The organism is Nocardia sp. NBC_01388, assembly GCF_045040085.1.
Lineage (GTDB): Bacteria > Actinomycetota > Actinomycetes > Mycobacteriales > Mycobacteriaceae > Nocardia.
The window spans coordinates 1,783,685-1,807,847 of sequence record NZ_CP109553.1; the positions used below are offsets into that span (position 1 = coordinate 1,783,685).

Annotated in this window: 26 protein-coding genes; 16 read left to right on the top strand and 10 right to left on the bottom strand. The window is 66.5% G+C overall.

The annotated features are described in order from the left end of the window. Nucleotides 1-52 precede the first annotated feature (52 nt). Nucleotides 53-904: an ATP phosphoribosyltransferase gene (gene hisG / locus OG716_RS08250; RefSeq protein ID WP_355121943.1), complete on the top strand. Its 852-nt coding sequence runs from the start codon at nt 53-55 to the stop codon at nt 902-904. Between the two features lie 58 nt (nt 905-962). On the opposite strand, the gene OG716_RS08255 is transcribed toward hisG, so the two are convergent. After that, a complete protein-coding gene (locus OG716_RS08255; protein ID WP_405137075.1) occupies nt 963-1,871 on the bottom strand; it encodes a RecB family exonuclease in 909 nt (302 codons plus the stop codon). A 104-nt stretch (nt 1,872-1,975) separates the two neighbouring features. Between OG716_RS08255 and OG716_RS08260 the strand changes: the two genes are divergently transcribed. Further along, a complete protein-coding gene (locus OG716_RS08260) occupies nt 1,976-2,809 on the top strand; it encodes a tRNA (adenine-N1)-methyltransferase (protein WP_405137076.1) in 834 nt (277 codons plus the stop codon). Between the two features lie 98 nt (nt 2,810-2,907). On the opposite strand, the gene OG716_RS08265 is transcribed toward OG716_RS08260, so the two are convergent. After that, complete coding sequence (locus OG716_RS08265) at nt 2,908-3,369, bottom strand: hypothetical protein (protein WP_355121939.1); 462 nt, start codon at nt 3,367-3,369, stop codon at nt 2,908-2,910. Nucleotides 3,370-3,612: 243 nt separating this feature from the next. Here OG716_RS08265 and arc point away from each other — a divergent pair, with 243 nt between their 5' ends. Continuing rightward, the gene (gene arc / locus OG716_RS08270) at nt 3,613-5,373 is read left to right on the top strand and encodes a proteasome ATPase (protein ID WP_355121937.1); all 1,761 of its coding nucleotides are present in this window, start codon (nt 3,613-3,615) and stop codon (nt 5,371-5,373) included. A 91-nt stretch (nt 5,374-5,464) separates the two neighbouring features. Here arc and OG716_RS08275 read toward each other — a convergent pair whose 3' ends face one another. Then, nucleotides 5,465-5,929 (bottom strand): MarR family winged helix-turn-helix transcriptional regulator, encoded by a 465-nt coding sequence (locus tag OG716_RS08275; RefSeq protein WP_405137077.1) that lies wholly within the window; start codon nt 5,927-5,929, stop codon nt 5,465-5,467. An 85-nt stretch (nt 5,930-6,014) separates the two neighbouring features. Between OG716_RS08275 and OG716_RS08280 the strand changes: the two genes are divergently transcribed. Beyond that, nucleotides 6,015-7,772, top strand: a complete 1,758-nt coding sequence (locus OG716_RS08280; RefSeq protein WP_405137078.1) for an ABC transporter ATP-binding protein — start codon at nt 6,015-6,017, stop codon at nt 7,770-7,772. Nucleotides 7,773-7,913: 141 nt separating this feature from the next. On the opposite strand, the gene OG716_RS08285 is transcribed toward OG716_RS08280, so the two are convergent. After that, complete coding sequence (locus OG716_RS08285; protein WP_405137079.1) at nt 7,914-8,324, bottom strand: hypothetical protein; 411 nt, start codon at nt 8,322-8,324, stop codon at nt 7,914-7,916. Nucleotides 8,325-8,406: 82 nt separating this feature from the next. Between OG716_RS08285 and OG716_RS08290 the strand changes: the two genes are divergently transcribed. After that, nucleotides 8,407-9,258 (top strand): serine/threonine-protein kinase, encoded by an 852-nt coding sequence (locus OG716_RS08290; protein WP_405137080.1) that lies wholly within the window; start codon nt 8,407-8,409, stop codon nt 9,256-9,258. A gap of 54 nt (nt 9,259-9,312) precedes the next feature. On the opposite strand, the gene OG716_RS08295 is transcribed toward OG716_RS08290, so the two are convergent. Continuing rightward, a complete protein-coding gene (locus tag OG716_RS08295; RefSeq protein WP_405137081.1) occupies nt 9,313-10,764 on the bottom strand; it encodes a PLP-dependent aminotransferase family protein in 1,452 nt (483 codons plus the stop codon). Between the two features lie 122 nt (nt 10,765-10,886). Here OG716_RS08295 and OG716_RS08300 point away from each other — a divergent pair, with 122 nt between their 5' ends. The 8 genes from OG716_RS08300 to OG716_RS08335 all read left to right on the top strand — a co-directional run bounded on the left by OG716_RS08300 (nt 10,887) and on the right by OG716_RS08335 (nt 18,714). After that, the gene (locus OG716_RS08300; RefSeq protein ID WP_355121921.1) at nt 10,887-11,723 is read left to right on the top strand and encodes a nitrilase-related carbon-nitrogen hydrolase; all 837 of its coding nucleotides are present in this window, start codon (nt 10,887-10,889) and stop codon (nt 11,721-11,723) included. After that, nucleotides 11,723-13,141, top strand: coding sequence for a dihydropyrimidinase (gene hydA / locus OG716_RS08305; RefSeq protein ID WP_405137082.1), 1,419 nt, complete (start codon nt 11,723-11,725; stop codon nt 13,139-13,141). Before OG716_RS08300 ends, hydA begins: the two co-directional genes overlap by 1 nt. A 20-nt stretch (nt 13,142-13,161) precedes the next feature. Continuing rightward, nucleotides 13,162-14,199 carry a TIGR03842 family LLM class F420-dependent oxidoreductase gene (locus OG716_RS08310; RefSeq protein WP_405137083.1) on the top strand — a complete coding sequence of 346 codons (1,038 nt, stop codon included), beginning with the start codon at nt 13,162-13,164 and terminating at the stop codon, nt 14,197-14,199. An 88-nt stretch (nt 14,200-14,287) separates the two neighbouring features. After that, nucleotides 14,288-15,256 (top strand): ABC transporter permease, encoded by a 969-nt coding sequence (locus tag OG716_RS08315; RefSeq protein WP_405137084.1) that lies wholly within the window; start codon nt 14,288-14,290, stop codon nt 15,254-15,256. Then, nucleotides 15,253-16,104, top strand: coding sequence for an ABC transporter ATP-binding protein (locus OG716_RS08320; protein WP_405137085.1), 852 nt, complete (start codon nt 15,253-15,255; stop codon nt 16,102-16,104). Before OG716_RS08315 ends, OG716_RS08320 begins: the two co-directional genes overlap by 4 nt. Beyond that, nucleotides 16,101-16,874 carry an ABC transporter permease subunit gene (locus OG716_RS08325; protein ID WP_355121913.1) on the top strand — a complete coding sequence of 258 codons (774 nt, stop codon included), beginning with the start codon at nt 16,101-16,103 and terminating at the stop codon, nt 16,872-16,874. The genes OG716_RS08320 and OG716_RS08325 overlap by 4 nt, the downstream gene beginning before the upstream one ends. Further along, complete coding sequence (locus OG716_RS08330; RefSeq protein WP_405137086.1) at nt 16,871-18,013, top strand: ABC transporter substrate-binding protein; 1,143 nt, start codon at nt 16,871-16,873, stop codon at nt 18,011-18,013. The genes OG716_RS08325 and OG716_RS08330 overlap by 4 nt, the downstream gene beginning before the upstream one ends. 128 nt (nt 18,014-18,141) lie before the next feature. Then, on the top strand, nt 18,142-18,714 hold the full coding sequence (locus OG716_RS08335; RefSeq protein WP_405137087.1) for a hypothetical protein: 573 nt from the start codon (nt 18,142-18,144) through the stop codon (nt 18,712-18,714). A 2-nt stretch (nt 18,715-18,716) separates the two neighbouring features. Here the strand turns inward: OG716_RS08335 and OG716_RS08340 are convergent, their stop codons facing one another. Continuing rightward, complete coding sequence (locus OG716_RS08340; protein WP_405137088.1) at nt 18,717-19,451, bottom strand: peptidylprolyl isomerase; 735 nt, start codon at nt 19,449-19,451, stop codon at nt 18,717-18,719. 160 nt (nt 19,452-19,611) lie between these two features. On the opposite strand from OG716_RS08340, the gene OG716_RS08345 reads away from it, so the two are divergent. Next, on the top strand, nt 19,612-20,292 hold the full coding sequence (locus OG716_RS08345) for a TIGR00266 family protein (RefSeq protein WP_355121903.1): 681 nt from the start codon (nt 19,612-19,614) through the stop codon (nt 20,290-20,292). A 338-nt stretch (nt 20,293-20,630) separates the two neighbouring features. Here OG716_RS08345 and OG716_RS08350 read toward each other — a convergent pair whose 3' ends face one another. Beyond that, on the bottom strand, nt 20,631-20,816 hold the full coding sequence (locus tag OG716_RS08350; protein WP_405137089.1) for a hypothetical protein: 186 nt from the start codon (nt 20,814-20,816) through the stop codon (nt 20,631-20,633). Between the two features lie 556 nt (nt 20,817-21,372). Here OG716_RS08350 and OG716_RS08355 point away from each other — a divergent pair. Further along, entirely contained in the window at nt 21,373-21,501 is a 129-nt protein-coding gene (locus tag OG716_RS08355; protein ID WP_405140304.1) for a hypothetical protein, read from the top strand. A gap of 53 nt (nt 21,502-21,554) precedes the next feature. On the opposite strand, the gene OG716_RS08360 is transcribed toward OG716_RS08355, so the two are convergent. Further along, entirely contained in the window at nt 21,555-22,253 is a 699-nt protein-coding gene (locus OG716_RS08360) for a hypothetical protein (protein WP_405137090.1), read from the bottom strand. Between the two features lie 180 nt (nt 22,254-22,433). After that, a complete protein-coding gene (locus OG716_RS08365) occupies nt 22,434-22,961 on the bottom strand; it encodes an NUDIX domain-containing protein (protein WP_405137091.1) in 528 nt (175 codons plus the stop codon). Between the two features lie 179 nt (nt 22,962-23,140). On the opposite strand from OG716_RS08365, the gene OG716_RS08370 reads away from it, so the two are divergent. Beyond that, nucleotides 23,141-23,521 (top strand): nitroreductase family deazaflavin-dependent oxidoreductase, encoded by a 381-nt coding sequence (locus OG716_RS08370; protein ID WP_405137092.1) that lies wholly within the window; start codon nt 23,141-23,143, stop codon nt 23,519-23,521. A 96-nt stretch (nt 23,522-23,617) separates the two neighbouring features. Here the strand turns inward: OG716_RS08370 and OG716_RS08375 are convergent, their stop codons facing one another. Then, entirely contained in the window at nt 23,618-24,121 is a 504-nt protein-coding gene (locus OG716_RS08375) for a nitroreductase/quinone reductase family protein (RefSeq protein WP_405137093.1), read from the bottom strand. Nucleotides 24,122-24,163: the final 42 nt, after the last annotated feature.

The following is a 24,163-nucleotide window of genomic DNA, read 5'->3' on the forward strand; positions in this document are numbered from 1 at the left end:
ACCCCGCGTCCACTGTCTTCACGTCCCGCCACCCGTCCCGAAAGGAACATCTATGCTTCGCGTCGCCGTCCCAAATAAGGGTTCGCTATCGGAGATGGCCGTCGCCATCCTCGGCGAGGCCGGTTACCGCGGCCGCAAGGATTCGCGCGATCTGACCGTGCTCGACCCGATCAATCAGGTCGAGTTCTTCTTCCTGCGTCCCAAGGACATTGCCATCTACGTCGGCTCCGGTGAGCTCGACCTCGGCATCACCGGTCGCGACCTCGCGCTCGATTCCGGTGCGCGGGTGCAGGAACGCCTCGCCCTCGGCTTCGGCGCCTCCACCTTCCGCTATGCCGCGCCCGCCGGGCAGGAGTGGAAGGTCGAGGACCTCTACGACAAGCGCATTGCCACCTCGTACCCGAATCTGGTGCTGGCGGACCTCGCGGCTCGCGGTATCGAGGCCGAAGTCATTCGACTCGACGGTGCGGTCGAGATCTCCATCCAGCTCGGTGTGGCCGATGCCATTGCCGATGTGGTCGGCTCCGGTCGCACTCTGCGGCAGCACAATCTGGTCGCCTTCGGTGAGTCGCTGTGCGACTCCGAGGGTGTGCTCATCGAGGCCAAGGACGCCGATCAGCGTGACAAGGCCCGCAATCAGCTAGTTGCCCGCATCCAGGGTGTGGTCTTCGCCCAGCAGTACCTGATGCTGGACTACGACTGCCCCAAGTCGCTGCTGGACGCCGCGGTCGAGATCACCCCGGGCCTGGAGTCGCCCACTGTCTCCCCGCTCACCGATCCCGACTGGGTCGCCGTGCGCGCGCTGGTGCCGCGCAAGAGCGGCAATGTGCTCATGGACAAACTGGCCGACCTCGGCGCGAAAGCCATTCTCGCCACCGATATCCGGTCCTGTCGCGCCTTCTGAGCCTGAGAATCAACAAGATTCGAGCCCGCTGCCACTGTGCGGCGGGCTCGTCTCGTCTCTACAGGTCCAGTTCCGCCGCCTGGTCCGGTGTCGGGACCGCGGCCGGCTGCGCCGAGGTGAGGGCATCGACGGCCTGGTCCGGTGTGGGGAAAGGCGGTGGGGTGCCGCCGAATTCGGGGCAGAGGGGTTTGTATTCGCAGTACTTGCACAGCCAGGATTTGGTGGGTGGGAAGTCGCCGGTCTTGGCGGCCGAGTCGATGGCCACCCAGAGGGCGGAGAGGATGCGTTCGAAACGTAGCAACTCATCGGCATCGGGCTCGTAGGTGAGAATCTGCTCATCGGCCAGGTACATCAGGCGTAGTTGCGCGGGGGCGGAACCGAGGGTGCGCATGAGGACCAGGGCGTAGAACTTGAGCTGGAACAGGGCGCGCGTCTCGCGGTCGGGGGCGGGGGAGCGACCGGTTTTGTAGTCGATGACGTGCAGTTCACCGGTCGGTGCGCGATCGATCCGGTCGACGAACCCGCGCAGTGGCGTGCCGTCGGGCAGTTCGGTTTCGATGAACGCCTCGAGCGATTGCGGATCGAACGCGGTCGGATCCTCGAGGTGGAAGTACGCCTGCATGAGGTCGTAGGCCTCGGCGAGAAAGATATCCAGCTCATCTTCGGCAATCAGGTCCACGGCCTCGGGACGGGACTCGAGGACACGGGTCCACGCGGGTGGGATCAGCTCCGCGGCATGGGCGATATCGCGCTCGGCGGCGGGGAGTCCGAACAGTGCTTCCAGAACCGCGTGCACGAGCGTCCCGCGCACCGCGACGCGGGAGGGCTGCTCCGGAATCCGGTCGATGGCGCGGAGTCGATACTTCAGTGGGCACTGTTTGAAATCCATTGCGCGCGAAGGCGAGAGTGCGAGCCTGCGCGGCGTTGCGCCCGCGGAGTCCGGGGTAGTGATCGCGGGTACCGACATACCTGGCAGGCTAAACGCACACACCGACAAGGTGTGAACGACATCCACGCAGCGCTGAAACACCTCAGTGCGCAGCAGCGACAGCACAGAGCGAACGGAGATTCATGACGGCCAGACGGACCGGGCCCTTCCAGATCGGTGACCGGGTACAGCTGTCCGACGCCAAGGGGCGCAAGTTCACGGTGGTCCTGGAGGAGGGTGGTTCCTTCCACACCCATGCCGGCCAGATCGCCCACGACGAACTGATCGGCGCCGACGAGGGCTCCGTGATCAATTCCGTGAAGGGCACCCCGTACCTCGCGCTGCGACCGCTGCTGACCGATTACGTGCTGTCCATGCCGCGCGGTGCGGCGGTCATCTACCCCAAGGACGCCGCGCAGATCGTGCACGAGGGTGATGTGTTCCCCGGTGCGAAGGTGCTCGAGGCCGGCGCGGGCTCGGGTGCGCTCACCTGCTCGCTGCTGCGCGCGGTCGGACCCGAGGGCAAGGTCATCTCCTGGGAGATCCGCGAGGATCACGCCGAGCACGCGGTGCGCAATGTCGAGCGCTTCTTCGGCGAACGCCCGGACAACTGGGAGCTGACCCTCGGCGATGTCGCCGAATACTCCGGTGAGCAGGTGGACCGGATCATCCTGGACATGCTCAAGCCGTGGGACACCCTGGACGCGGTGTCCAAGGCGCTGGTCCCCGGCGGCGTGCTCATGGTCTACGTCGCCACCACCACGCAGATGTCCGAGGTCGTCGAGCATCTGCGCAGGCAGGAGTGCTGGACCGAACCCCGCGCGTGGGAATCCATCGTGCGCGGCTGGCATGTGGTCGGCCTGGCCGTGCGCCCGGAGCACCGTATGCAGGGCCATACGGCCTTCCTGGTGAGCGCTCGCCGCCTCGCCGAGGGTGCGATGGCGCCCAAGCCGCAGCGGCGGCCCTCGAAGGGCTGAGAGCCGCGCGGCCGCACCGGCACCGTGCCCCCTTCCACGCGGAAGGGGGCACGGTCGAATTCAGCTCGGCCGGAACGGCTTCGATCGCCCGGAGGCGATCAGGGCTGGCAGGCGGCGCGGGCCATGCCGAGGATGGTGCACGCGCCGGAGTCGGCGAGCTTCCAGGAACCGTCCACATACTGGAAGCTCATCGGCACATCCGGCATGCTGCCGTGCGGGGAACCGACCGTCACCTTGGCATCGGCCTGATTGCCGTTGTTCGTGATCGAGGTGACCGCGAAGGTCACCGCGTAGTTCGCCAGACCCTGATTCATGGTCTCGATCAGTGGAATTCGCTTATCGCCGTCGACCACCAGTTTCGCCTTGTCGGCGGCGGGCTTCGCCGGATCGGCGAACGCGGTCAGCACGGCCTGGAGCTGGTCCGCGGTCGGGGCCGGCGCGGTGGCCACCACCGCGGCACTGGTCGTGGCGGTCGAGGTGGCAGCGGCGGAATTCTTGTCATCGGAGCCGCAGCCCGCCAGAGTGGCGGTAACGGCGACGGCCGCCGCAACGGTAGCCACGGAAACACGAAGCGTCCTCGTGGCGTTACGCATACGAGGAGTCCGGCTGGTGGGAAGGAGCATCGACGGCACCCTTTCGGCTCGGCCGGCGATTAACTCGCCGGTAATATGTTAGGGCAGGCTAACATGTTCACCCGGGTCGGCAGCCGCCGCCTAGATGTGATCACGACGAAACCATGTCGGAAAGCGAGATTGGGTATTCCCCGGTAGCGTTGGTAGACCGGGACTGGGAGGAGCAGCATTATGAGCCCCATCGAAAATTCGGATTCGGCGGCCTGGAGGGAACTCGAGGCTGTACGAGCCGAGGCGGCTGCACTCCGGAGGCAACTCGCCGACTCGCCGGATCACTCACGGGAATTGGAAGCGCGCGTTGATTCGCTGACAATTCGCAACACCAAACTGATGGACACCCTCAAGGAGGCGCGGCAGCAACTCGTCGCTCTCCGTGAGGAAGTGGACCGGCTCGGTCAGCCGCCGAGCGGTTACGGTGTCCTGCTTGGTGTCTACGAGGATCAGACGGTCGACGTGTTCACCTCAGGACGCAAGATGCGCCTGACGTGCTCGCCGAATATCGACACCACCACCCTCATCTACGGCCAGTCCGTGCGTCTCAATGAAGCGCTGACCGTGGTCGAGGCTGGTCCTTTCGATAAAATCGGCGAACTTGGCACGCTGCGCGAGATTCTCGACGACGGTCGTCGAGCACTGGTGGTCGGCCATGCCGACGAGGAACGGGTGGTGTGGCTGTCCGGGCCGCTGTCCGAACTCGCCGAAGCCGACAATCTCGATGATCCGGATCGCCCCATTCGCAAACTGCGGCCGGGTGATTCGCTGCTGGTTGATACCAAGGCCGGCTTCGCCTACGAGCGAATTCCCAAGGCAGAGGTCGAAGATCTCGTGCTCGAGGAAGTGCCGGACGTCGACTACCACGATATCGGTGGCCTGGGTCGGCAGATCGAGCAGATCCGCGATGCGGTGGAACTGCCCTTCCTGCACAAGGATCTGTTCCGTGAGTACGCGCTGCGTCCCCCGAAGGGTGTGCTGCTCTACGGCCCGCCCGGTTGCGGTAAAACGTTGATCGCCAAGGCCGTTGCCAACTCCCTCGCCAAGAAGATCGCCGAGGCGCGCGGTCAGGATGCCAAGGAAGCCAAATCGTTCTTCCTGAACATCAAGGGTCCCGAACTGCTGAACAAGTTCGTGGGTGAGACCGAGCGCCACATTCGGATCATCTTCCAGCGGGCTCGTGAGAAGGCCTCCGAGGGCACCCCGGTGATCGTGTTCTTCGATGAGATGGACTCGATCTTCCGCACCCGCGGGTCCGGTGTCTCCTCCGATGTGGAGACCACGGTCGTGCCCCAGCTGCTGTCGGAGATCGACGGTGTCGAGGGCCTGGAGAACGTCATCGTCATCGGCGCCTCCAACCGCGAGGACATGATCGACCCGGCCATCCTGCGGCCCGGCCGCCTGGACGTGAAGATCAAGATCGAGCGGCCGGATGCCGAAGCGGCACAGGACATCTTCTCGAAGTACCTGACCTCGACGCTGCCGCTGCACGCCGACGATCTCGCCGAGTTCAACGGCGAGCGCGACAAGTGCGTGAAGTCCATGATCGAACACGTCGTGGAGCGCATGTACGCGGAAAGCGAGGACAACCGCTTCCTGGAGGTCACCTACGCCAACGGTGACAAGGAGGTCCTGTACTTCAAGGACTTCAACTCCGGCGCCATGATCCAGAACATCGTGGACCGCTCCAAGAAGTACGCCATCAAGTCCGTCCTCGACACCGGTACCCCCGGTCTGCGGATTCAGCACCTCTACGACTCCATCGTGGATGAGTTCGCCGAGAACGAGGATCTGCCCAACACCACGAATCCTGATGACTGGGCTCGTATTTCGGGTAAGAAGGGCGAGCGGATCGTATACATCCGCACGTTGGTGACCGGCAAGAACGCCAGTGCCAGCCGCGCGATCGACACCGAGTCGAACACCGGCCAGTACCTGTAAACCGCCGAATCGTCAGGGCCGCGCTTCCGTTGGAAGCGCGGCCCTTTCGCGTGCGTCCCGGGTTCTGCGGATCGTTGCGGGACGAACGCCGTTACCCAACGCTGTGTGTCTGAGGTTTGGTAACTACGCCCGATCCGGCAGTGTCCAGTTCCGCCAGGATCTCGCGGAGCGTTTCGCGGCGGTCCGGGGGAAGGCTGGCGAACAGGTCGCGGGCGGCGCGGCGGCGGGCGTCCGACATGTGAGTGAGGGCGTCGCGGCCCGCGTCGGTGAGTGAGACCAGGGTGGCGCGGCGGTTGGCCGGGTCGGTGGCGCGGGTGACCATCCCCGCTGCTTCGAGGGTGTCGACCACGGTGGTGGCGGAGCGGGGGACGATGCCCAGGCGTTCGGCGAGGGCGGACATGCGCAGGGGTTCGCCGGCGCGGTCGAGAATGCGCAGGGCGCGACCCTGACCCGGGGTGAGGCCGAGGGGGGCGAGGTCGGCCAGCTGGGCGTGCCGGATGCGTTTGGCGGTGCGCAGGAACAGGTCGGGGAGGTCGCTGTCGGATGCTTTCTCCATAATGCTGAGCATAGCTCACAGTTGTATGGAATAATTGTGAGTCAAGCTCAGTTATGAGGGGAAGTTCCGCTGGAAGGAGGCGCCTATGGCTGCCCGATCCGAACTTCGCCGGATACTCCGGTTGTTCCATCCCTATCGTTCCCGGCTCGTGCTGGTCGGGGTGCTGGTCGCGCTGTCGTCCATCGTCGGTCTGGCCTCGCCGTTCATGTTGCGAGCGGTCCTCGACGACGCGCTTCCGCACGGCCGCACGGGGCTGCTGACGCTGCTGGCCCTCGGCATGATCGCCGTCACGACGCTGACCGCGGTGTTCGGCGTCTGGCAGACCTATCTCTCGACCGCGGTCGGGCAGTCGGTCATGCATGATCTGCGCACTGCGGTCTATGCGCGATTGCAGTCCATGCCACTGTCGTTCTTCACCACGACCCGCACCGGTGAGGTGCAGTCGCGCATCGCCAATGACATCGGCGGCATGCAGTCGACGGTCACCTCGACCGCGACCTCGCTGATCGCCAACTTCACCTCGGTACTCGCGGCCGTGATCGCCATGATCGCCCTGGACTGGCGGCTGACGGTGGTCTCGCTGGTCATGCTGCCGTTCTTCGTCTGGATCAGCCGCCGCGTCGGGTCCGAGCGCCGGCGCATTACCGGTGAGCGGCAGAAGCAGCTGGCCGGAATGTCGGCCATTGTCGAAGAGTCGCTGTCGGTGAGCGGAATCCTGCTGGGCCGCACCATGGGTCGCTCGCCCGCGCTCATCGACGATTTCGCCCGCGAATCGCGTGGCCTGGTGGATCTGGAGATTCGCTCCGGAATGGCCGGGCGCTGGCGGCAATCGACCATCACCATCGTCATGGCGGCCATGCCCGCGGTCGTCTACTGGGCGGCCGGGCTGACCTCCGCCTCCGGGCATCAGCTGGTGTCCATCGGCACCCTGGTCGCCTTCACGACCCTGCAGGCCGGACTATTGCGCCCCGCGGTCCAATTGCTTTCCACCGGTGTGGAAGTGCAGAGCTCGCTGGCACTGTTCGGCCGGATCTTCGAATACCTGGATCTGCGGCCCGATATCGCCGCGCCCGAGAAGCCCGCGGAACTGCCTGCCGGCGGAGTGGTCGGCGCGGTGCGCTTCGAGCAGGTCGGGTTCTCCTACGATGCCGATCGGAAGGTCCTGGAGGACATCGATATCAGCGTCCCCGCCGGCACCAGTCTGGCGCTGGTCGGTGAGACCGGTTCCGGTAAGACCACACTCGGATATCTGGCGGCGCGACTATACGATGTCGGTTCCGGTCGTGTCACCATCGATGGAATCGATGTGCGGGATATGAGCTTCGCCGATCTGTCGGCCACGGTCGGGGTCGTCTCCCAGGAGACCTACCTGCTGCACGCCTCGGTCGCGGACAATCTGCGCTTCGCCAAACCCGATGCGACAGAAGAGGAATTGCACGCCGCGGCCCGCGCCGCACAGATCCACGACCACATCTCCGGCCTCCCGGACGGCTACAACACCATGGTCGGCGAGCGCGGCTACCGCTTCTCCGGTGGTGAGAAGCAGCGACTCGCGGTGGCGCGCACCATCCTCCGCAATCCGCCGATCCTGGTCCTGGACGAGGCCACCAGTGCCCTCGATACCCGCACCGAGCGCGAGGTCCAGGAAGCCATCGACGCTCTGTCCGCCGGGCGAACCACCATCACCATCGCGCACCGGCTCTCCACGATCCGAGACGCGGACCAGATAGCGGTACTCGATCACGGCCGGATCGCCGAGCGCGGCACCCACGCGGAACTCCTGGCACACAACGGTTTCTACGCCGATCTCCTGGCCCGCGACGAAGTCCTCGCCGTCGCCTGACCGCACAGCCGCCCAGAAGCGAACACCCCGTCCCCGAGTCGGACAGCAGATGTCTGTGCTGTGCGACCCCGAGACGGGGTGTTCGGTCTTGTCATGGGTGGGTCGAGCAGAGTGCGCGCGGCGGACCGCGGCGGCTCGGGATCAGTTGATGCCGGGGATGAAGCCGGGGTAGACGAAGTGGCTGGGGCCACCGCCGGGGGCGCTCGAGCCGGTGAAATTGGGGAAGTTGAACGGCAGCCGGGTGAGCTGGTGCGGATTGCCATCCTGATCGGCCTGCCAGCAGCTCATGGTCACGCCATGGAAAGCAGTGCAGACCACGCGCGTGCTGTTGCCGTAGGGCGAGGTCAGCCGCTGCCGGGAATCCAGCGGATTCCAGTACGCGGGATTGTCCGGCGTGAGAAAGCCCGTGGCCTCGTATACCTCTACCGGGCTGTTGGGGTTCTGCACCGGCCAGTCGTCCGCGGCGGCGACGCCGGTACCCGCGGCCAGCAGCGTTCCTGTTGCGGCGGCGGTGGCGGCGAGTCCGGCAACGCCTCGAATGATCGTCTTCAAATGCCCCTCCATCGATCCTCGTTGATGTTCTGCCTCGACGAGGGAATCGTCCTACGACTGCCCTGCTGTTACGTGATTTGCCATGGACGACTCGAGAATTGTGGCATGGGTCACACTGGACAGGAAGCTGGACAGGAAAGTGCTGCCTTCCGGCGGCAGCGATGCTTTCGAGCTGACCGCCCGCTTCGTGCGCGAAGCGGAATTGGTGGCCCGGCTTGATCATCCGAATATCGTGCCCGTATACGACCGGGGCATCGAACGCGGATGTCTCTGGCTCGCCATGGGTTTCATCGACGGCACCGACGCCGCCGAGTTGATCGGGCGCCATCCCGGAAGCCTGCCTGCGGGCGAGGCGGTTCGGATTGTGGCCGGCGCGGCGAGCGGTCTCGACGAGGCGCACCGCGTCGGCCTGCTGCACCGGGATGTGACACCGGCCAATATCCTGATCGAATCGCGTGCGGGGGAGCCGGATCCGGTGAACATCTCCGATTTCGGGGCGGCCCGGCCGATTGCCGATACGGCGGCGCTGACCGAGGCGGGCTCCGTGCTCGCGACGCTCGACTACGCCGCACCGGAATTGCTGGCGGGTGAATCGTTCGGTCACCGGGCGGATGTGTACGCGCTCGGTTGCACCCTGTTCGAGTTGCTCACCGGGACAGCGCCTTTCCCGAGAAGGAGTGCCATGGATTGGCTGTTCGTCGACTGCAATGTCGATCGCGCACCCATGGCCCTCGAAGTCGACAAGGACGAAAGCGTGCTGGGTGACCAGCGCTGGCAGCGGGCCGGAAGTAGCGGCCGCATGGTGTGGGCAACGGTATCGGCGTCGGTTCCGTCGGCGGCGAGGATATCGGCGGTCGGCCGACCGGCATGCCGGACATTCAATTCGACGATGCCGCCCGAAGTTTCCGCAGCATCGAGGCGTCGGTCGGTGTGACCGGCGAGGAACTGGCCGGCCACTGGTGGCCGACGGTGCCGCTCTGAACCTGTGTCAGACGCGGCGGATGCGGCGGTAGGTCGGTGCGGCGTTGGCGGCGGTGGCGAGATGTAGTGCCAGGCCGGGGATTTCGTCGTCGTGGAGGGCGGCGATGGTGAGGCGGAGGTGGTCGGTGCGGGGGTGGTCGGTGACCTCGAAGGGGCCGCTGGGGGCGGCTTTGATGCCTGCGGCGGCGAGGGAGACCATGGCGGCGTTCTCGTCGGCTACCGGGAGCCAGAGGTTGATGCCGTCACCGCGGACGACGGTAATGCCCTGGCGGGCCAGGGATTTGCGTAGGGTTTCCGCACGCATGCGGTAGGTGGTGCGGGCGGTGGCGACCGTGGTGCGGGCGATTTCGTCGGTGAGCATGTGCAGGAGGACTCGTTGCAGGAGGCGGCTGGTCCAGCCGGGGCCGAGCATGCGGCGTTCGATGAGGGGATCGAGGAATTCGGCGGGACCGCCCGCGACCGCCAGGCGCAGGTCGGCGCCGTGGGATTTGGAGTACGAGCGGATGTGGACGACCTGGCGGGGGAGACGGCTGCCGAGGGAGCGCAACGGGGAGTGCGCGATGCCGTCGGAGTGATCGTCTTCGATGATGAGCAGGTCGACGTCCGTGAGGATATCGGTGAGTTCGCGTACTCGGCGGGCGGAAAGTGAAGCGCCGGTGGGGTTCTGGGCGCGTGGCTGCAGGAGCAGGGCCGTGGGGGAGTAGCGGTCCAGGGCGAGGGTGAGTTCGCCGGGCAGCAGGCCGGATTCGTCCATGCCGACGGGGATCGCCCGTGCGCCGATCCGGGAGAGCAGGTCGAGGAAGGGCGGGAAGCACGGATTCTCGACGAGTACCGCATCGCCGAGGCGGACATGGGCGGCGAGCAGGCGGTCCACGGCGTCGAGCGCGCCGTCCAGGACGGTGAAGCGTTCGGCGCGCATGGGCCAGTCGGCGCGCACGGTGGCCTCGAGTTCGGGCAGCACCGCCTCGCCCAGATAGGTGGCGGACAGATCGTCGATGGCATCGTCACCGCCCAGCACCCGCAGGGCCGAGGTGAGGTCGGGCAGCAGCGCGGGGTCGGGGATACCGCGCGAGAGGTCGATGCGGAAATTCTTATCGGACTGCGAGTGCAGCCGCTGGTACCGGCTCGCCGCGGTGAGGGGTACGGGCGGTGGGGGCGTGCCCACGAACGTTCCGGCCCGCCCGCGCGCCACAATGGCCCCGGCCCCGGCCAGCGCCCGCCAGGCCTGATTGACCGTGGCGGGGGAGACCTTGAGAGCGCGTGCGACCTCGCGCACGGTGGGCAGGCGGGTTCCGGGTGTGAGCGCCCCGGAGCGGATGCGGTGACTGACGGCGGCGGCGATACCGGCCGCGGTGCGATCGTGCACACCGGCCAGGAACTCGGCGACCGCCGGGCTCGTGGGGGCCGCCGCGGCGCCGGATGCGCCGTCGGCAGTAGCCGGGCCGAGTTCCGTTGTCACAGTGCCATTCTGCGTCGGCGCATACGAAGTGACCGCCACTGCCCCCAGGATTTACGGTCACGAAACTGTTTCCGTCAACTTGTAACACAACGAAATTCGTTTCGGGTGCAGTATCACAAAGTATGGCAATCGTTCGAGCTGCGCTGGTCCAGACGAACTGGACCGGCGACAAAGAATCCATGATCAAGGCGCATGAGGACTATGCGCGGCAGGCCGCCGCGGCCGGAGCCAAGGTGATCTGCTTCCAGGAGCTGTTCTACGGGCCCTATTTCTGCCAGGTCCAGGACGCCAAGTTCTACGACTACGCGGAATCGGTGCCCGGTCCCACGGTAGACCGGTTCGCGGCGCTGGCGCGGGAACTCGGCATGGTGATGGTGCTGCCGGTGTACGAGCAGGAGCAGTCCGGTCTGCTGTACAACACCGCCGCGGTCATCGACGCCGACGGCAGCTACCTCGGCAAATACCGTAAGCACCACATTCCCCAGGTCACCGGCTTCTGGGAGAAGTTCTACTTCCGGCCCGGCAATCTGGGCTGGCCGGTCTTCGATACCGCGGTCGGCAAGGTCGGCGTCTACATCTGCTACGACCGGCACTTCCCGGAGGGCTGGCGGGCGCTGGGCCTGGCGGGCGCGGAGATCGTCTTCAATCCCTCGGCCACCTCGCGCGGGCTGTCGAGTTATCTGTGGAAGCTCGAGCAGCCGGCCTCGGCGGTGGCCAACGAGTACTACATCGGGGCGATCAACCGGGTCGGCATCGAAGAGCTCGGTGACGACGATTTCTACGGCACCAGCTACTTCGTCGACCCGGAGGGCAAGTTCGTCGGTGAGGTGGCCTCGGACACCAGCCCGGAGCTCGTGGTCCGCGACCTCGATATGGATCTGATCAAGGTGGTGCGCGACCGCTGGGCCTTCTATCGCGACCGCCGCCCGGACGCCTACGGACCGCTGGTGAACCCCTGATGCTTACTTTCATTCACGGCGGAACGGTGGTGTCCACCACCGGTTCCCAGCTGCTCGACGTACTGGTCGACGGCGAAACCATTGCGGCAGTGGTGCAACCGGGCTCGACCGCGCTCGGCAGCGATCTCGCCGCGGCCGCCGGCGTGGTCATCGACGCCACCGGCAAGTATGTGATTCCCGGTGGCGTCGACGGGCATACGCATATGCAGATGCCGTTCGGCGGCACCGAGGCCTCGGACACTTTCGAGACCGGGACCCGGGCCGCGGCGTGGGGTGGCACCACCACGATTGTCGACTTCGCCATCCAGAAGCCGGGTGAGCGCGTGCAGGACACCCTGGCGCTGTGGCATCAGAAGGCGGCGGGCAAATGCGCCGTCGACTACGGATTCCATCAGATCATCGGTGACGTGAACGCCGAATCCCTCGAGGGCATGGCGGAATTGGTGTCCGAGGGTGTCACCAGCTTCAAGCTCTTCATGGCCTACCCGGGTGTCTTCTACTCCGACGACGGGCAGATCCTGCGCGCCATGCAGAGCGCCGGCGACCTCGGGGCCCTGCTGATGATGCACGCCGAGAACGGCATTGCCATCGATGTGCTCGTGGAGCAGTCGATCCAGCGCGGTGATACCTCGCCCTACTTCCACGGCACCTCGCGGCCTTGGCAATTGGAGGAGGAGGCCACGCACCGCGCCATCATGCTGGCGCAGGTGACCGGTGCGCCGCTGTACGTCGTGCACGTCTCGGCGAAACAGGCGCTCGAACAGATCGCGACCGCACGGGGCCGGGGGCAGAACGTCTTCGGCGAGACCTGTCCGCAATACCTGTACCTTTCGCTCGAAGAGCAGTTGGGCGCACCGGGTTTCGAGGGCGCGAAGTGGGTGTGCTCGACACCGCTGCGATCCCGGGAGGAGGGGCATCAGGACGAGCTGTGGCGGTACCTTCGCACCGGCGATGTCACCAGTGTGGCCACCGATCACTGCCCCTTCTGCATGAAGGGGCAAAAGGATCTCGGTGTCGGTGATTTCAGCAAGATCCCCAATGGGATCGGCGGCGTCGAACACCGCATGGACCTCATGTTCCAGGGTGTGAAGGACGGCCGCATCTCCTTGGAGAAGTGGGTCGAGGTGTGCTGTACGACCCCGGCGCGCATGTTCGGCATGTACCCGCGCAAGGGCGTCATCAGCCCGGGCGCCGACGCCGACATCGTGATCTACGACCCGAACGGGCACACCAGCATCGGGCTCGGCAAGACCCATCACATGAATATGGATTATTCGGCCTACGAGGGCTTCGAGATCGACGGGCATGTGGACACGGTGCTCTCGCGGGGCCGCGTCGTCATCGATGCCGGGCAGTACCTGGGCACGGCCGGTCACGGCCGCTTCGTGAAACGCGAACTGTCCCAGAACCTCATCTGATTCGAACGGAGGGTGCCCGCATGGATATCGGAGTGGTTCTGCAATGCACGCCGCCCGCCTCACGGGTCGTGGAACTGGCGAGAATCGCGGAGACGCACGGCTTCTCGCACGTATGGACCTTCGACTCGCACCTGCTGTGGCAGGAGCCGTATGTGATCTACAGCCAGATCCTGGCCACCACCCGGAAAGTCGTGGTCGGGCCGATGGTCACCAACCCGGCCACCCGGGATTGGACGGTGACCGCCTCGACCTTCGCCACGCTGAACGAGATGTTCGGCAATCGCACCATCTGCGGTATCGGGCGCGGGGATTCGGCCGTGCGCACGCTGGGCGGGCGACCGTCCAATCTGGCGACACTGCGCGAATCGATCGAGGTGATCCGGGAACTCGGCAACGGCCGCACCGCAACCATCGGCGATACCACCGTCCGGCTGCCGTGGGCGCAGTCCTCGCGGCTGCCGGTGTGGGTGGCCGGATACGGGCCGCGCGCACTCGATCTCACCGGTGAGGTGGCGGACGGCTTCATTCTGCAGCTCGCCGATCCGGATATCACCGCGTGGACCATCGCCCGGGTCCGGGCCGCCGCCGAACGCGCCGGACGGGACCCGAAGGAGGTGACGATCTGCGTCGCCGCCCCCGCCTACATCACCGACGGGACGGTGCCGGGACTGAAACACGCACGGGAGCAATGCCGTTGGTTCGGCGGCATGGTCGGCAACCATGTCGCCGATATCGTCACCAAATATGGTGCCGACAGCGAGGTTCCGGAGGCGCTCACCGAATACATCGCGGGCCGGCAGGGTTACGACTACAACCAGCACGGGCGCGCCGGAAATACGCACGCCGACTTCGTGCCCGATTCCATCGTGGATCGGTTCTGCCTGATCGGCAGTCCCGATGAGCATCTGGTGCGATTGCGCGAACTGGAGGCGCTCGGCGTCGACCAGTTCGCGGTCTATCTGCAGCACGATGCCAAGACCTCGACCCTCGAGGCATACGGCGAATCGGTGCTCCCGCGTCTCGCACATCCGGTCACGGCGACAGTGAGTGCTTCGTGAAAACAGTGACAGCGGTGCGTGATTCGCTGCGATTACCGAATTACGGCCACGCCGGGCGGTGGCCTCCGAGCTTCTCAGGCGATCGACTATGACCGACTCGACAACGGTGGCGCCCGAGCCGGTGCTCGATCTCGCGGCGGCGGTGCTGCCGCCGCGCTCGGAATTCGCGGGGTCCGCCCGTAGCCGTGGCATGGCGCTGCTGCGCGGCGCGGGCTATCCCGTGGCGGCATTCGTCTTGCTGCTCGCCGCTTGGGAACTGGTGAAAGATCTGGTGCCCGCCAACGGCGTCAGCCTCGGCAGCACCCGCGTGCTGCCGCGCACCTCCGACGGGGCACTGCCGCACGTGTGGGCGGTGATCACGGTGCTCGGCGAGCGCGACGGGAAACGCACCGTCGGCGTCACCCTGCTGCACACGGCGGGATTCACCTTCGGGCTGGCGTTGCTGGCCCTGGTGGCGGGCACCGTGGTGGGCATCGCGCTCGCCGTGCTCATGCAGCGGTTCGTGTGGGTCGAGCGCGGCCTGCTGCCGTATGTGATCGTCTCTCAGACGATTCCACTGATCGCGCTCGCTCCGCTGGTGGCGGGCTGGGGCGGTCGCGTCCATATCGCGGGGCAGCCCTGGCAGCCCTGGATGAGCATTGTGGTGATCGCCTCCTACCTGGTGTTCTTCCCGGTCGCCATCGGCATGCTGCGCGGCTTGCAATCGCCGTCCAGGGCCTCGGTGGAATTGCTGCACAGCTGCGCGGCCGGCTGGTGGCGCACCCTGCTGCATCTGCGATTGCCCGCCTCCGTGCCCTATCTGCTGCCCGCCCTGCGTCTGGGCGCGGCCGCGGCGGTGATCGGGTCGGTGGTCGCCGAGATCTCCACCGGCACAGCCGGTGGCATCGGCCGCCAGATCATCGTGTTCTCCCAGCAGTCCACCGGTAATGCCGCCCGGCTGTATGCCGCTGTCATCGCGGCCGCCCTGCTCGGCGTGGTGCTCACCGCCCTGGTCGGGCTGGCCGAGGTCGCGCTGCGCCGCTACAGCCGCGGCCGTTCGTCAGGAGGTACCCAGTGACCGTCGAAGCATCCCTGGCCCAAGAGCCGCCCGCACCAGCCGATTCCGTCTCCGCCGTGGAGTTGGGCGCGGTCGGCAAGATCTTCACCGCGGGTGCGGTCACCGCCCTGCAAGAGGTGAGCCTGACGGTCGCCGCCGGTGAATTCGTCTCGCTCATCGGACCTTCCGGCTGCGGTAAGTCCACCCTGCTGCGCATTGTCGCCGACCTGGAGCAGCCGAGTTCGGGAACCGTTGTGGTGCACGGCAAGTCCGCGCGCCAGGCCCGGATGGATCAGGACTACGGCATCGCCTTCCAGCAGGCCGGACTCCTGGACTGGCGCACCGTGCAGGAAAACGTCGAACTACCGCTGCAATTGCACGGTATCGGCAAGCGCGAACGCCGGGCCCGCAGCGCGGAACTGCTGGAGATCACCGGCCTGACCGATTTCGCCCGCCGCTATCCCGGCGAGCTCTCCGGCGGTATGCAGCAGCGCGTCGCCATTGCCCGCGCCCTGGCCCGCAAACCGCCGCTGCTGCTCATGGACGAACCCTTCGGGGCACTCGACGAGATGACCCGCGAGCGCATGCAGGGCGAGCTGCTGCGCATTGCCGAAGAGACCGGGGCCGCAGTCATTTTCGTCACGCATTCCATTCCCGAGGCGGTATTCCTCTCCGATCGGGTGGTGGTCATGACGCCCCGACCCGGGCGGATCACCGCGGTGCTGGAAACCGGCGGCTGGGACCGGCACGCCGAGACCGATGTGCGCTCCAGTGATGCCTTCTTCGCGGCGGTCGCCGCCGTGCGCGCCGCCCTGCACCAAGGACACGGCACCGAGCCGAACACCACTGCGGGACGGGATATCCGGTGACCCGCATACTTAAAACCGGTCTGCCGCCGGTGCTCTTCGGTGTGACCATGCTCGCGCTCTGGCAGTTGCTCACTGTCGCGGCGGGGGTGCCGTCCTTCCTGCTGCCGTCGCCATCGGCGATCGCCGATGCTTTCTCCAGTAATTTCGACGCCATCGCCAAGGCCGCCGTGGCCACCGGAACCAATGCGCTCATAGGGCTTTTCGTCGGCGCGTTCCTCGGTATCGCCGCGGCCATGCTGGCGGTGCGGTTCGAAGTGGTCGGCGGTCTGCTCGGTGCGCTCTCGGCGGGCGCGGCGGCGGTGCCGATCGTGGCGCTCGCGCCGCTGTTGAACTCCATGTACTCCACGACCACCGATTTCCCACGCCGGCTGGTCGCCGCGATCGTGGTGTTCTTCCCGGTATTCGTCAGCACCGTCCGGGGATTGCGCCAGGTACCGCAGGTGCAGTCCGACCTCATGACCGCGTACGCCGCCACCGGGTGGCAGATCACCCGCACGGTCCGACTGCCCGCCGCCCTGCCACACCTGTTCACCGGCTTGCGGATTGCCGCGCCGGGCGCGGTGATCGCGGCGATCATCGCCGAATACTTCGGCGGCCTGCAGCACGGACTCGGCAGTCGCATCACCTCCGCCGCCGCCAATACCGCCTATCCCCGCGCCTGGGCCTATGTCACCGCCGCCATGATCCTGGGCCTGCTGTTCCTGACCGCCGTGCTGCTACTCGAACAGCTCACTCGCCGACCCCGCACCACCCTCTGGAGATCGAAATGAGAAGTACCACACACAAATATCGCTTCCGGGCCTGTCTGGCCGCCGTGGTGCTGAGCCTGGCAGCACTGACGGCGTGCAGTACATCCGACAGCACCACCACCTCCGATGGCCTCACCAAGGTGAAGCTGCAGCTGCAGTGGTTCAAACAGGGGCAGTTCGCCGGGTATCTGGCCGCTGTCGACCAGGGCTTCTACAAGGAGCAGGGTCTCGACGTCGACATCCTCGACGGCGGAACCGATATCGTGCCGCAGACCGTGCTGGCACAGGGGCAGGCCGACTACGCCATCGCCTGGGTGCCGAAGGCCCTGGCCTCGCGGGAGGCCGGAGCGGGCATCACCGATGTGGCGCAGATCTACCAGCGCTCGGGCACCAAACAGGTCTCCTTCAAGACGGCCGGTATCAACAGCCCGGCCGACCTGCGCGGTAAGAAGGTCGGAAACTGGGGCTACGGCAATGAATTCGAGCTCTTCGCGGGGATGACCAAGGCCGGTCTGGACCCGGCCAAGGACGTCGAACTGGTGCAGCAGCAGTTCGATATGAACGCCTTCCTCTCGCACGATATCGATGCCGCACAGGCGATGTCGTACAACGAGTACGCGCAGCTGCTGGAGGTGAAGAATCCGGCCACCGGAAAGCTGTACACCCCGGACGATTTCAATCTCATCGACTGGAACGACCAGGGCGTGGGCATGCTGCAGGACGCCATCTGGGCCAATACCGACAAGCTGAAGGACAGCAAGTACGCCGACCAGACGGTGAAGTTCATCGCCGCCTCGCTCAAGGGGTGGGCCTTCTGCCGCGACAATGTCGACAAGTGCCGTGATATCACGGTTGCCGCCGGCTCCACCCTCGGCGCAAGTCATCAGGAGTGGCAGATCACCGAGGTGAACAAGCTGATCTGGCCCTCGCCCAACGGCATCGGCATGGTGGACAAGTCCGCCTGGGATCGCACCGTCGCCATTGCGAAGACCACCCGCAATCAGGAGGGCGCGACCGTGCTCACCAAGGATCCGGACGCCGCCGCGTACACCACCGAATACGCTGCCAAGGCCCTCGACCTGCTGAAATCGCAGAATATCGATGTCACCGGCAGTGGCTACAGCGCCAAGCCGGTAACCCTCACCGAGGGCGGCAAGTAACTCTTCGCGTCTGCGCCCGCTACCTCGCACCCTCGTGCGGAGTAGCGGGCGCCACTGTTTCCGGGGCTGGCCACACCCAGGAAGCAGTAGGCCGACCGTATTACGGCGCGGGCTGCTACGGCGCGGTCATGGCCACCGGCGGCGTCTTCGCCGCGCGGCGAATGGCCGGTTGGCGGCGCCGGCTGGCGGGAGAGCTGGTGGTCGCCTCGGTGCTGACCGTGGCGGTCTCGCTGCCGTGGAAGCCGGAGTCGCAGATCGAGCCCGCCGCGAACGAGTCCGATGCGGCTGCTCAGCCCACCGTCTACGGGCCCTTCGGCCGGCGTGAACTGGGCGAGGCGACCGCCGCGGCCTATACGGCGCTGCCGCCGGATGAACGCGCGAATGCCGTGGTGATCGGCGATTCCTACTGGCAGGCAAGCTCATTGGACACCGTTCGCCGGAAATACGGCCTGCCCGCGGTGTACAGCCCCAGCCGCGGCTTCGGCTACTTCGGCACCCCGCCGGAAACGGCGACGACGGTGCTGTGGGTCGGCGGTGACGGCGTCGAACCTCGCAAGTGGTGTACGGACGTGACGGCGGCCGGCCGGGCCGATGCGCGCCTGGGCATTCCGGGCGTCACCCGCGATATCACCCTCTGGCGCTGTGACCACCCGCACGAATCGTGGTCGCACGAGTGGCCGAACATGCGGCATCTGGGCTGAGATCAGCCCTGCGTGGCCGAGACGGAGTCGAGAGTGACCTCCGCTGCGGGCGAGCCGTCGCCGGATCCGCCCTCGACACCGGCGGCGGCAATGTTCTGCAGCACATCCAGACCGGCGGTGACATGGCCGAACGGGGTGTAGTTGGGCGGCAGCTGGGAATCCTTGTACACCAGGAAGAACTGGCTCCCATTGGTATTGGGCCCGGAATTCGCCATGGCCACGGTGCCCGCGGGATACGTTGCGCCCGCGAGGTTCTCATCGGTGAAGTGGTAGCCCGGGCCGCCGGTGCCGCTGGCCGTCGGATCACCGCACTGCAGGACGAAAATGCCCTGCGTGGTCAGGCGGTGGCATTTGGTGTGATCGAAGTACTGCTGCCCGGCCAGGAAGACGAAGGAGTTCACCGTCTGCGGCGCCCGGGCCGCGTCCAGGCTCAGGGCGATGGTGCCGCAATTGCTCTGCAGCGTCGCGGTGTAGGCCGAATTCGGATCGATGGTCATGCCCGGCTCGGCCTGCCACTGCATGCCATTGGGCTGCCCGGCCGCGGCGGGTGAGCACCCCGGCGCGGTGTCGCGCAGCTGATTCGGCATGGCCTGAGCGCGCCCGCTCACCAGTACGGTGATCGCGATGGCCGCACCGAGGAGTCCGATCCGCCGTAGCGCCTTGCGCCCCAGACGAATTCGGCGGGGCTGCCGGGCGGGGTCGCCGTCGAGGGTATGCGCGTGCGGTTCGATGTTCACCGGTGTGGATCTCCTTCAGCTCAGGGATGGCGCGGTGGACGGTGCGGTCGGCATCATTCCACCTCGGGAGCGTGCGTGGGGCGGGATGGCTCGACCTGTGGTGAGAGACGCGCCGGGATCGTGCCCGCACGCGAGGTTTTCGCTGCTAACGTCCCGTGACATGAAGGTTCAGCTGCGGCACAATCCGTCGTCGACCATTGCCCGCTGCTTTCTGGCCGGGGGCGAGCCCATGCGGGTCGAGAGCGGTGCGATGGTCGCGCATTCCGCGGGAGTTTCCTTGGCCGCCAAGGTCGAAGGCGGCCTCATCGCCGGGCTGAAGCGGTCGGTGCTGGCGGGCGAATCGCTGTTCGTCTCCACCTTCACCGCACCGGCCGAAGGCGGCTGGGTGGATGTCGCGCCCGCACTGCCCGGCGACATGCTGTCGCTGGCCATTACGCAGGATCGGCCGTTCTTCATCAGCCGTGGCGGCTGGATCGCCAATTCGGCCGCGGTCACCGTGGAGGCGAAATGGGGCGGACTGGCGAATCTGTTCGGCGGCGAGGGTGGTTTCGGCCTGCGGGCCCATGGCGACGGTGAGGTGGTGCTCGGTGTGTTCGGGGCCATCGATGTCATCGATCTGGCGCCGGGGGAGCCGGTGACCATCGATACCGGGCATGTGGTCGCCTACGACCTGGCCATGAACTTCTCCATTCGCCGGGCGGTGTCGGGGCGATCGCTGCAGTCACTGAAGTCCGGCGAGGGCTTCGTTTTCGACTTCATCGGGCCGGGGCGAGTGCTGCTGCAGACACGCAATCCGGGCGCCTTCGCGGCGTGGGCGGGGTCGTCCGCCTCGTCCGGCTAGAATTGTGATGCATAGCACACTTGTGCCGTATTGACATAACTGCAGCTAGAACACGTTCTACCAATAATCAAGTGTCAGATTCTGAGATTTTCTTGTGGAAATCCTCCGCCGATGAATCTGGAACGTGCATGCTTCGGATGTTCGACTGTCATTGATAGATGAGGAGTAGCGCGTGTCCGGATCCGCCTCGGATTTCCTGGCTTCGGTTCTGATCAAGACCCTGCAGGGTCTGTTCACCGGTAGCACCGGCGCCTGAGCCGCAAAACGTAAACAGCCCATCCGGGTCGCGCGGGACATCGGATGGGCTGTTCTCGTTTTCGGAGGTAGGCGTTTCGGGATCATCCTGGGGGATGACCTGAAACGCCACTTTCCGCCGACGTGGTGACGGTGCCCGATGCGCAATGCTCGACGCAATGTCGATCATCGATGCGGTTGTCCCCGGTGCCGCCATACTCTTCGCCATGGTGGCGGCCGTGGCGCCGGGCCGGGCGCGTCACGTCGATTATGTTGCCGCTGTTGGTCATCGGATGTCTGGTCCAATGGGTGCTGGAGAGCTTCTACTGGCAGATGGCACGATCGCGACGCCGGCCGGGCATTTCCCGGACAATGCCGCGGACGGCGATCGCTATATGGCCGAGCAGCTTTCAGTGCGCGCGGCGGATCTGCGTTTTGTCGTCGATCAGCTCGACCGCTCCGATGCTGTCGGCCTGCTCGCGGGCCGCCTGGACACCGAGCACATTGCGGCGGTAGGACATTCGTTCGGTGGCGCGACCGCTGTCGCGGTCGCGGCGCTGGATCCACGGATCATAGCGGCGGTGAATATCGACGGCACGCTCTACGGCGATCCCCGACCGCGCGCTGCAGCGGCCGTTCCTGCTGCTGGAGAGCGATCATTCGGAGACCGGCCATTCCGCGCAGTATCTCGAGCGCAGTCGCAGCCTCATTCAGCACCTGCGGGCCCGCGGCTTCCGCTACGAGATCGCCGAGGCGAATCACTTCAGCTTCACCGATGCGCCGCTGTTCCTCGCCGCACCCGCACGGTAGGTGGTCGCCCAGTTCATCGGAGGTGCGCGCGGACCGGTGGACACCCAGCGTGCGGCCGGCGACAGCGTGGCCGCATTCCTGCAGGGTCCGCTGGGCGGATCGCCCGCCGATGTGCCGGCCGCCGCGGCGCACCACCCGAACATCCACGGCGGGCCGGCGCCCTAGTGGCGTCGTGTCCGGATCCGCCTCGGGTTTCGAGGTGACACGGTTGCCGCGTCTCAGGAGACGGGGATCGATGCACCGATCGCGGCGCCGATGCCGGCGCCTACGGCGCCCATGGCGAGTTCGGCCGCCACACCGGCCGCGCAGCCCACGGCTGACCCGACGGCACCACCGATGACAAAACCGGTCAACCCGGTTCCGACCATGCCCGGCCCGGTCGGGATACCCGCGCCGAGACCGACCGCGGTGCCGATCGCGGCACCGGCGGCGGCCCCGACGGCCACACCGCCGGAGAGAATGACCAGCGCCACGGGGAGGGCCACGAGCGTGCCCGCCGCCCCACCGATCGCAGCGCCGATGCCGGCATTGCTCAGCCGCTGCTGGTCCTGCGGGGACAGTTGCGGCACAGCCAGATCCGCGGGCGCTGGGATGCTCAGATCGGCGGGCGCGGGCAACTGCACATCACTCGGCAGCACTACAGCGGGCAGGGTGATGTCCGGCAGTGGCACACCGGCTACCTCGGCGGCGGGCACCCGCAGCTTCGACAGATCCCCGACAGGCACCGTGAAGCTCGAGAGATCGGCACCGGGCAGGCCGATGCCGGGCAGCACCACGGCGGGCAGTGCCAGGTCCTGGATGTCTTCGGCCGAGGCCGGGGCGGCCGAGACCACGCTGGCGCAGGCGACCGCGACGGCCAGTGGCACTGTGCCCGTGATGATTCCACGGCTCAGCCACAGTTGTGCAGATGTCTTCACGATCGATCCCTCATCCTGTTCTCGATGTCGGATGCGGACCGGTGTGTATTTCTCGCGCGGCCCGCACTGCGCCGGTGCATTCACGACGCGGCTTCGGCCGGCAGACCGGAGCTGAACAGGCAGGACGCTACATAAGCGCGTTCCTTACGCCAAGCTAACAAGCAGCTACTGTGACTGGTCTCACGGCAGCGGGCGCAGTAGATCGGGGATCATTCGGCGGGTGTCGGGGACGAAGGGCCAGGAGGGGTCGGCCAGGTGGATGCGGAGTTCGGCGTCGGTCCACCACCAGCCGTCGGCGATCTCCTCGGGCTGATGCCGGATGGGGCCGTCGGAGCGCACCTCGTAGGCGAAGAGGTGGCAGCGCATGGGGCGGCCTGCCCATTCGCCGTCCCATGCGGCGGTGACCAGGGGGCGGGGGCGATCGTCGTTGGGGCCCGGCTCGATTCCCAGTTCTTCGCCCAGCTCGCGGATCGCGGCGGCGGCCGGGTCCTCGCCGGGGTCGAGGACGCCGCCGGCGAGGCAGTCGTGCATGCCGGCGAAGACGGCTTTGGTAGCGGTGCGTTTGTGCACGTAGATGCGTTCACCGTCGAGTGAACGCACCAGGACGCCCGCGCTGGCATGCCAGAGTCCCCGGGCGTACACCACGGCCCGCTCCTCGACGCCGACCTCGTGACCGGCGGCGTCGTAGACCGCGATCAGCTCCGACATGAGCGCTCCCTCCTGTGCCGCCGCGGTGCCGGCGGTCTCAGGTGCACCCTAACCAGGGCGGGGAGCGGCGATGCGGCCCGGACCGTGCGGCGGCGGCGTAATCTCTGGGACGCAACCGTTTTGATCTCTGCTGCGCTGCTGAGCAACGGCGAGGATCTCACTGTCGGAGAGGACGAGATATGCCGCTGCCACGGGCGCTCGCGAGAATCAATCGGCGGATCACCAATCCCGTACTCGGCGTCATGGCGCGCATCGCACCCGGATTCGGGATCGTGATCCACGTCGGGCGTAAGTCCGGCCGTGTCTATCGGTCGCCGGTCACCGTGTTCCGGCGCGGCGACGGCTACCGCATCGCGCTCACCTACGGCCGGGATGTGGACTGGCTGAAGAACATTCGCGCGGCGGGCAAGTTCGAGCTCGAGACGCGGGGACGGATAGTGCCCCTGAGCGATCCGGTCGTGGGGCACGATGCGTCGGCGGCTTGGGCGCCGCCGGTGGTTCGGCAGGTGCTGGTGGGATTGTCGGCGGAGGATTACGTCCAGGCGCACATCGCGAAGTAGCTCGGCGGCCCGGCGTGCGCCGGAGTCGGATCAGCCGTGTGCCGGATGCGGTTCAGCCGTGCGCCGAGTCGGTCCGGGTTGTGTGCCGGAGACGGTTCAGCGCAGGGTGACCCGAATGACCACGCCGCCCTGCTGCCAGGTCTGGTAGATATCGGCCTGGTGCGGAGTGCCGTCCGGATCGAAGCCGATGCCATTGAATTTGGCGTTCTGCCTATTGTCGCGGGCAATGAGGTCGTAGAGCCGCATGACCGATTCACTGTCCTCGAACACCTCGGCGTCGGCGCCGCGCTGCGGGCCGCCCAGGGAGACCTCGATCGGCACGCCTTTGCGGATATTGCGTACCCAAGGGCGTTTGGAGGTGCCGATGAGCAGATCGCCCTCGTGCCGCGTGTACGCGACGGGGACGTCGTAGACCTTGCCGGACTTGCGGCCGGTCACGTGCAGGGTCACCAGCCGCTTGCCCAGCTGGCTGCCGATGACGGGGACGTTCAGCAGCGTGCGGATGACGGTATTGAGCACGCCCTGATAGGACCGGATCGGTTCCGGGCCGGTGGTGGTGGGCGTGCCGTACGGATTGGTTTCGGGGGTGGGTTCGGGCATGCCGGTCTCCTCGACGGAAATGCGTTGCGCGACAGGCGCATG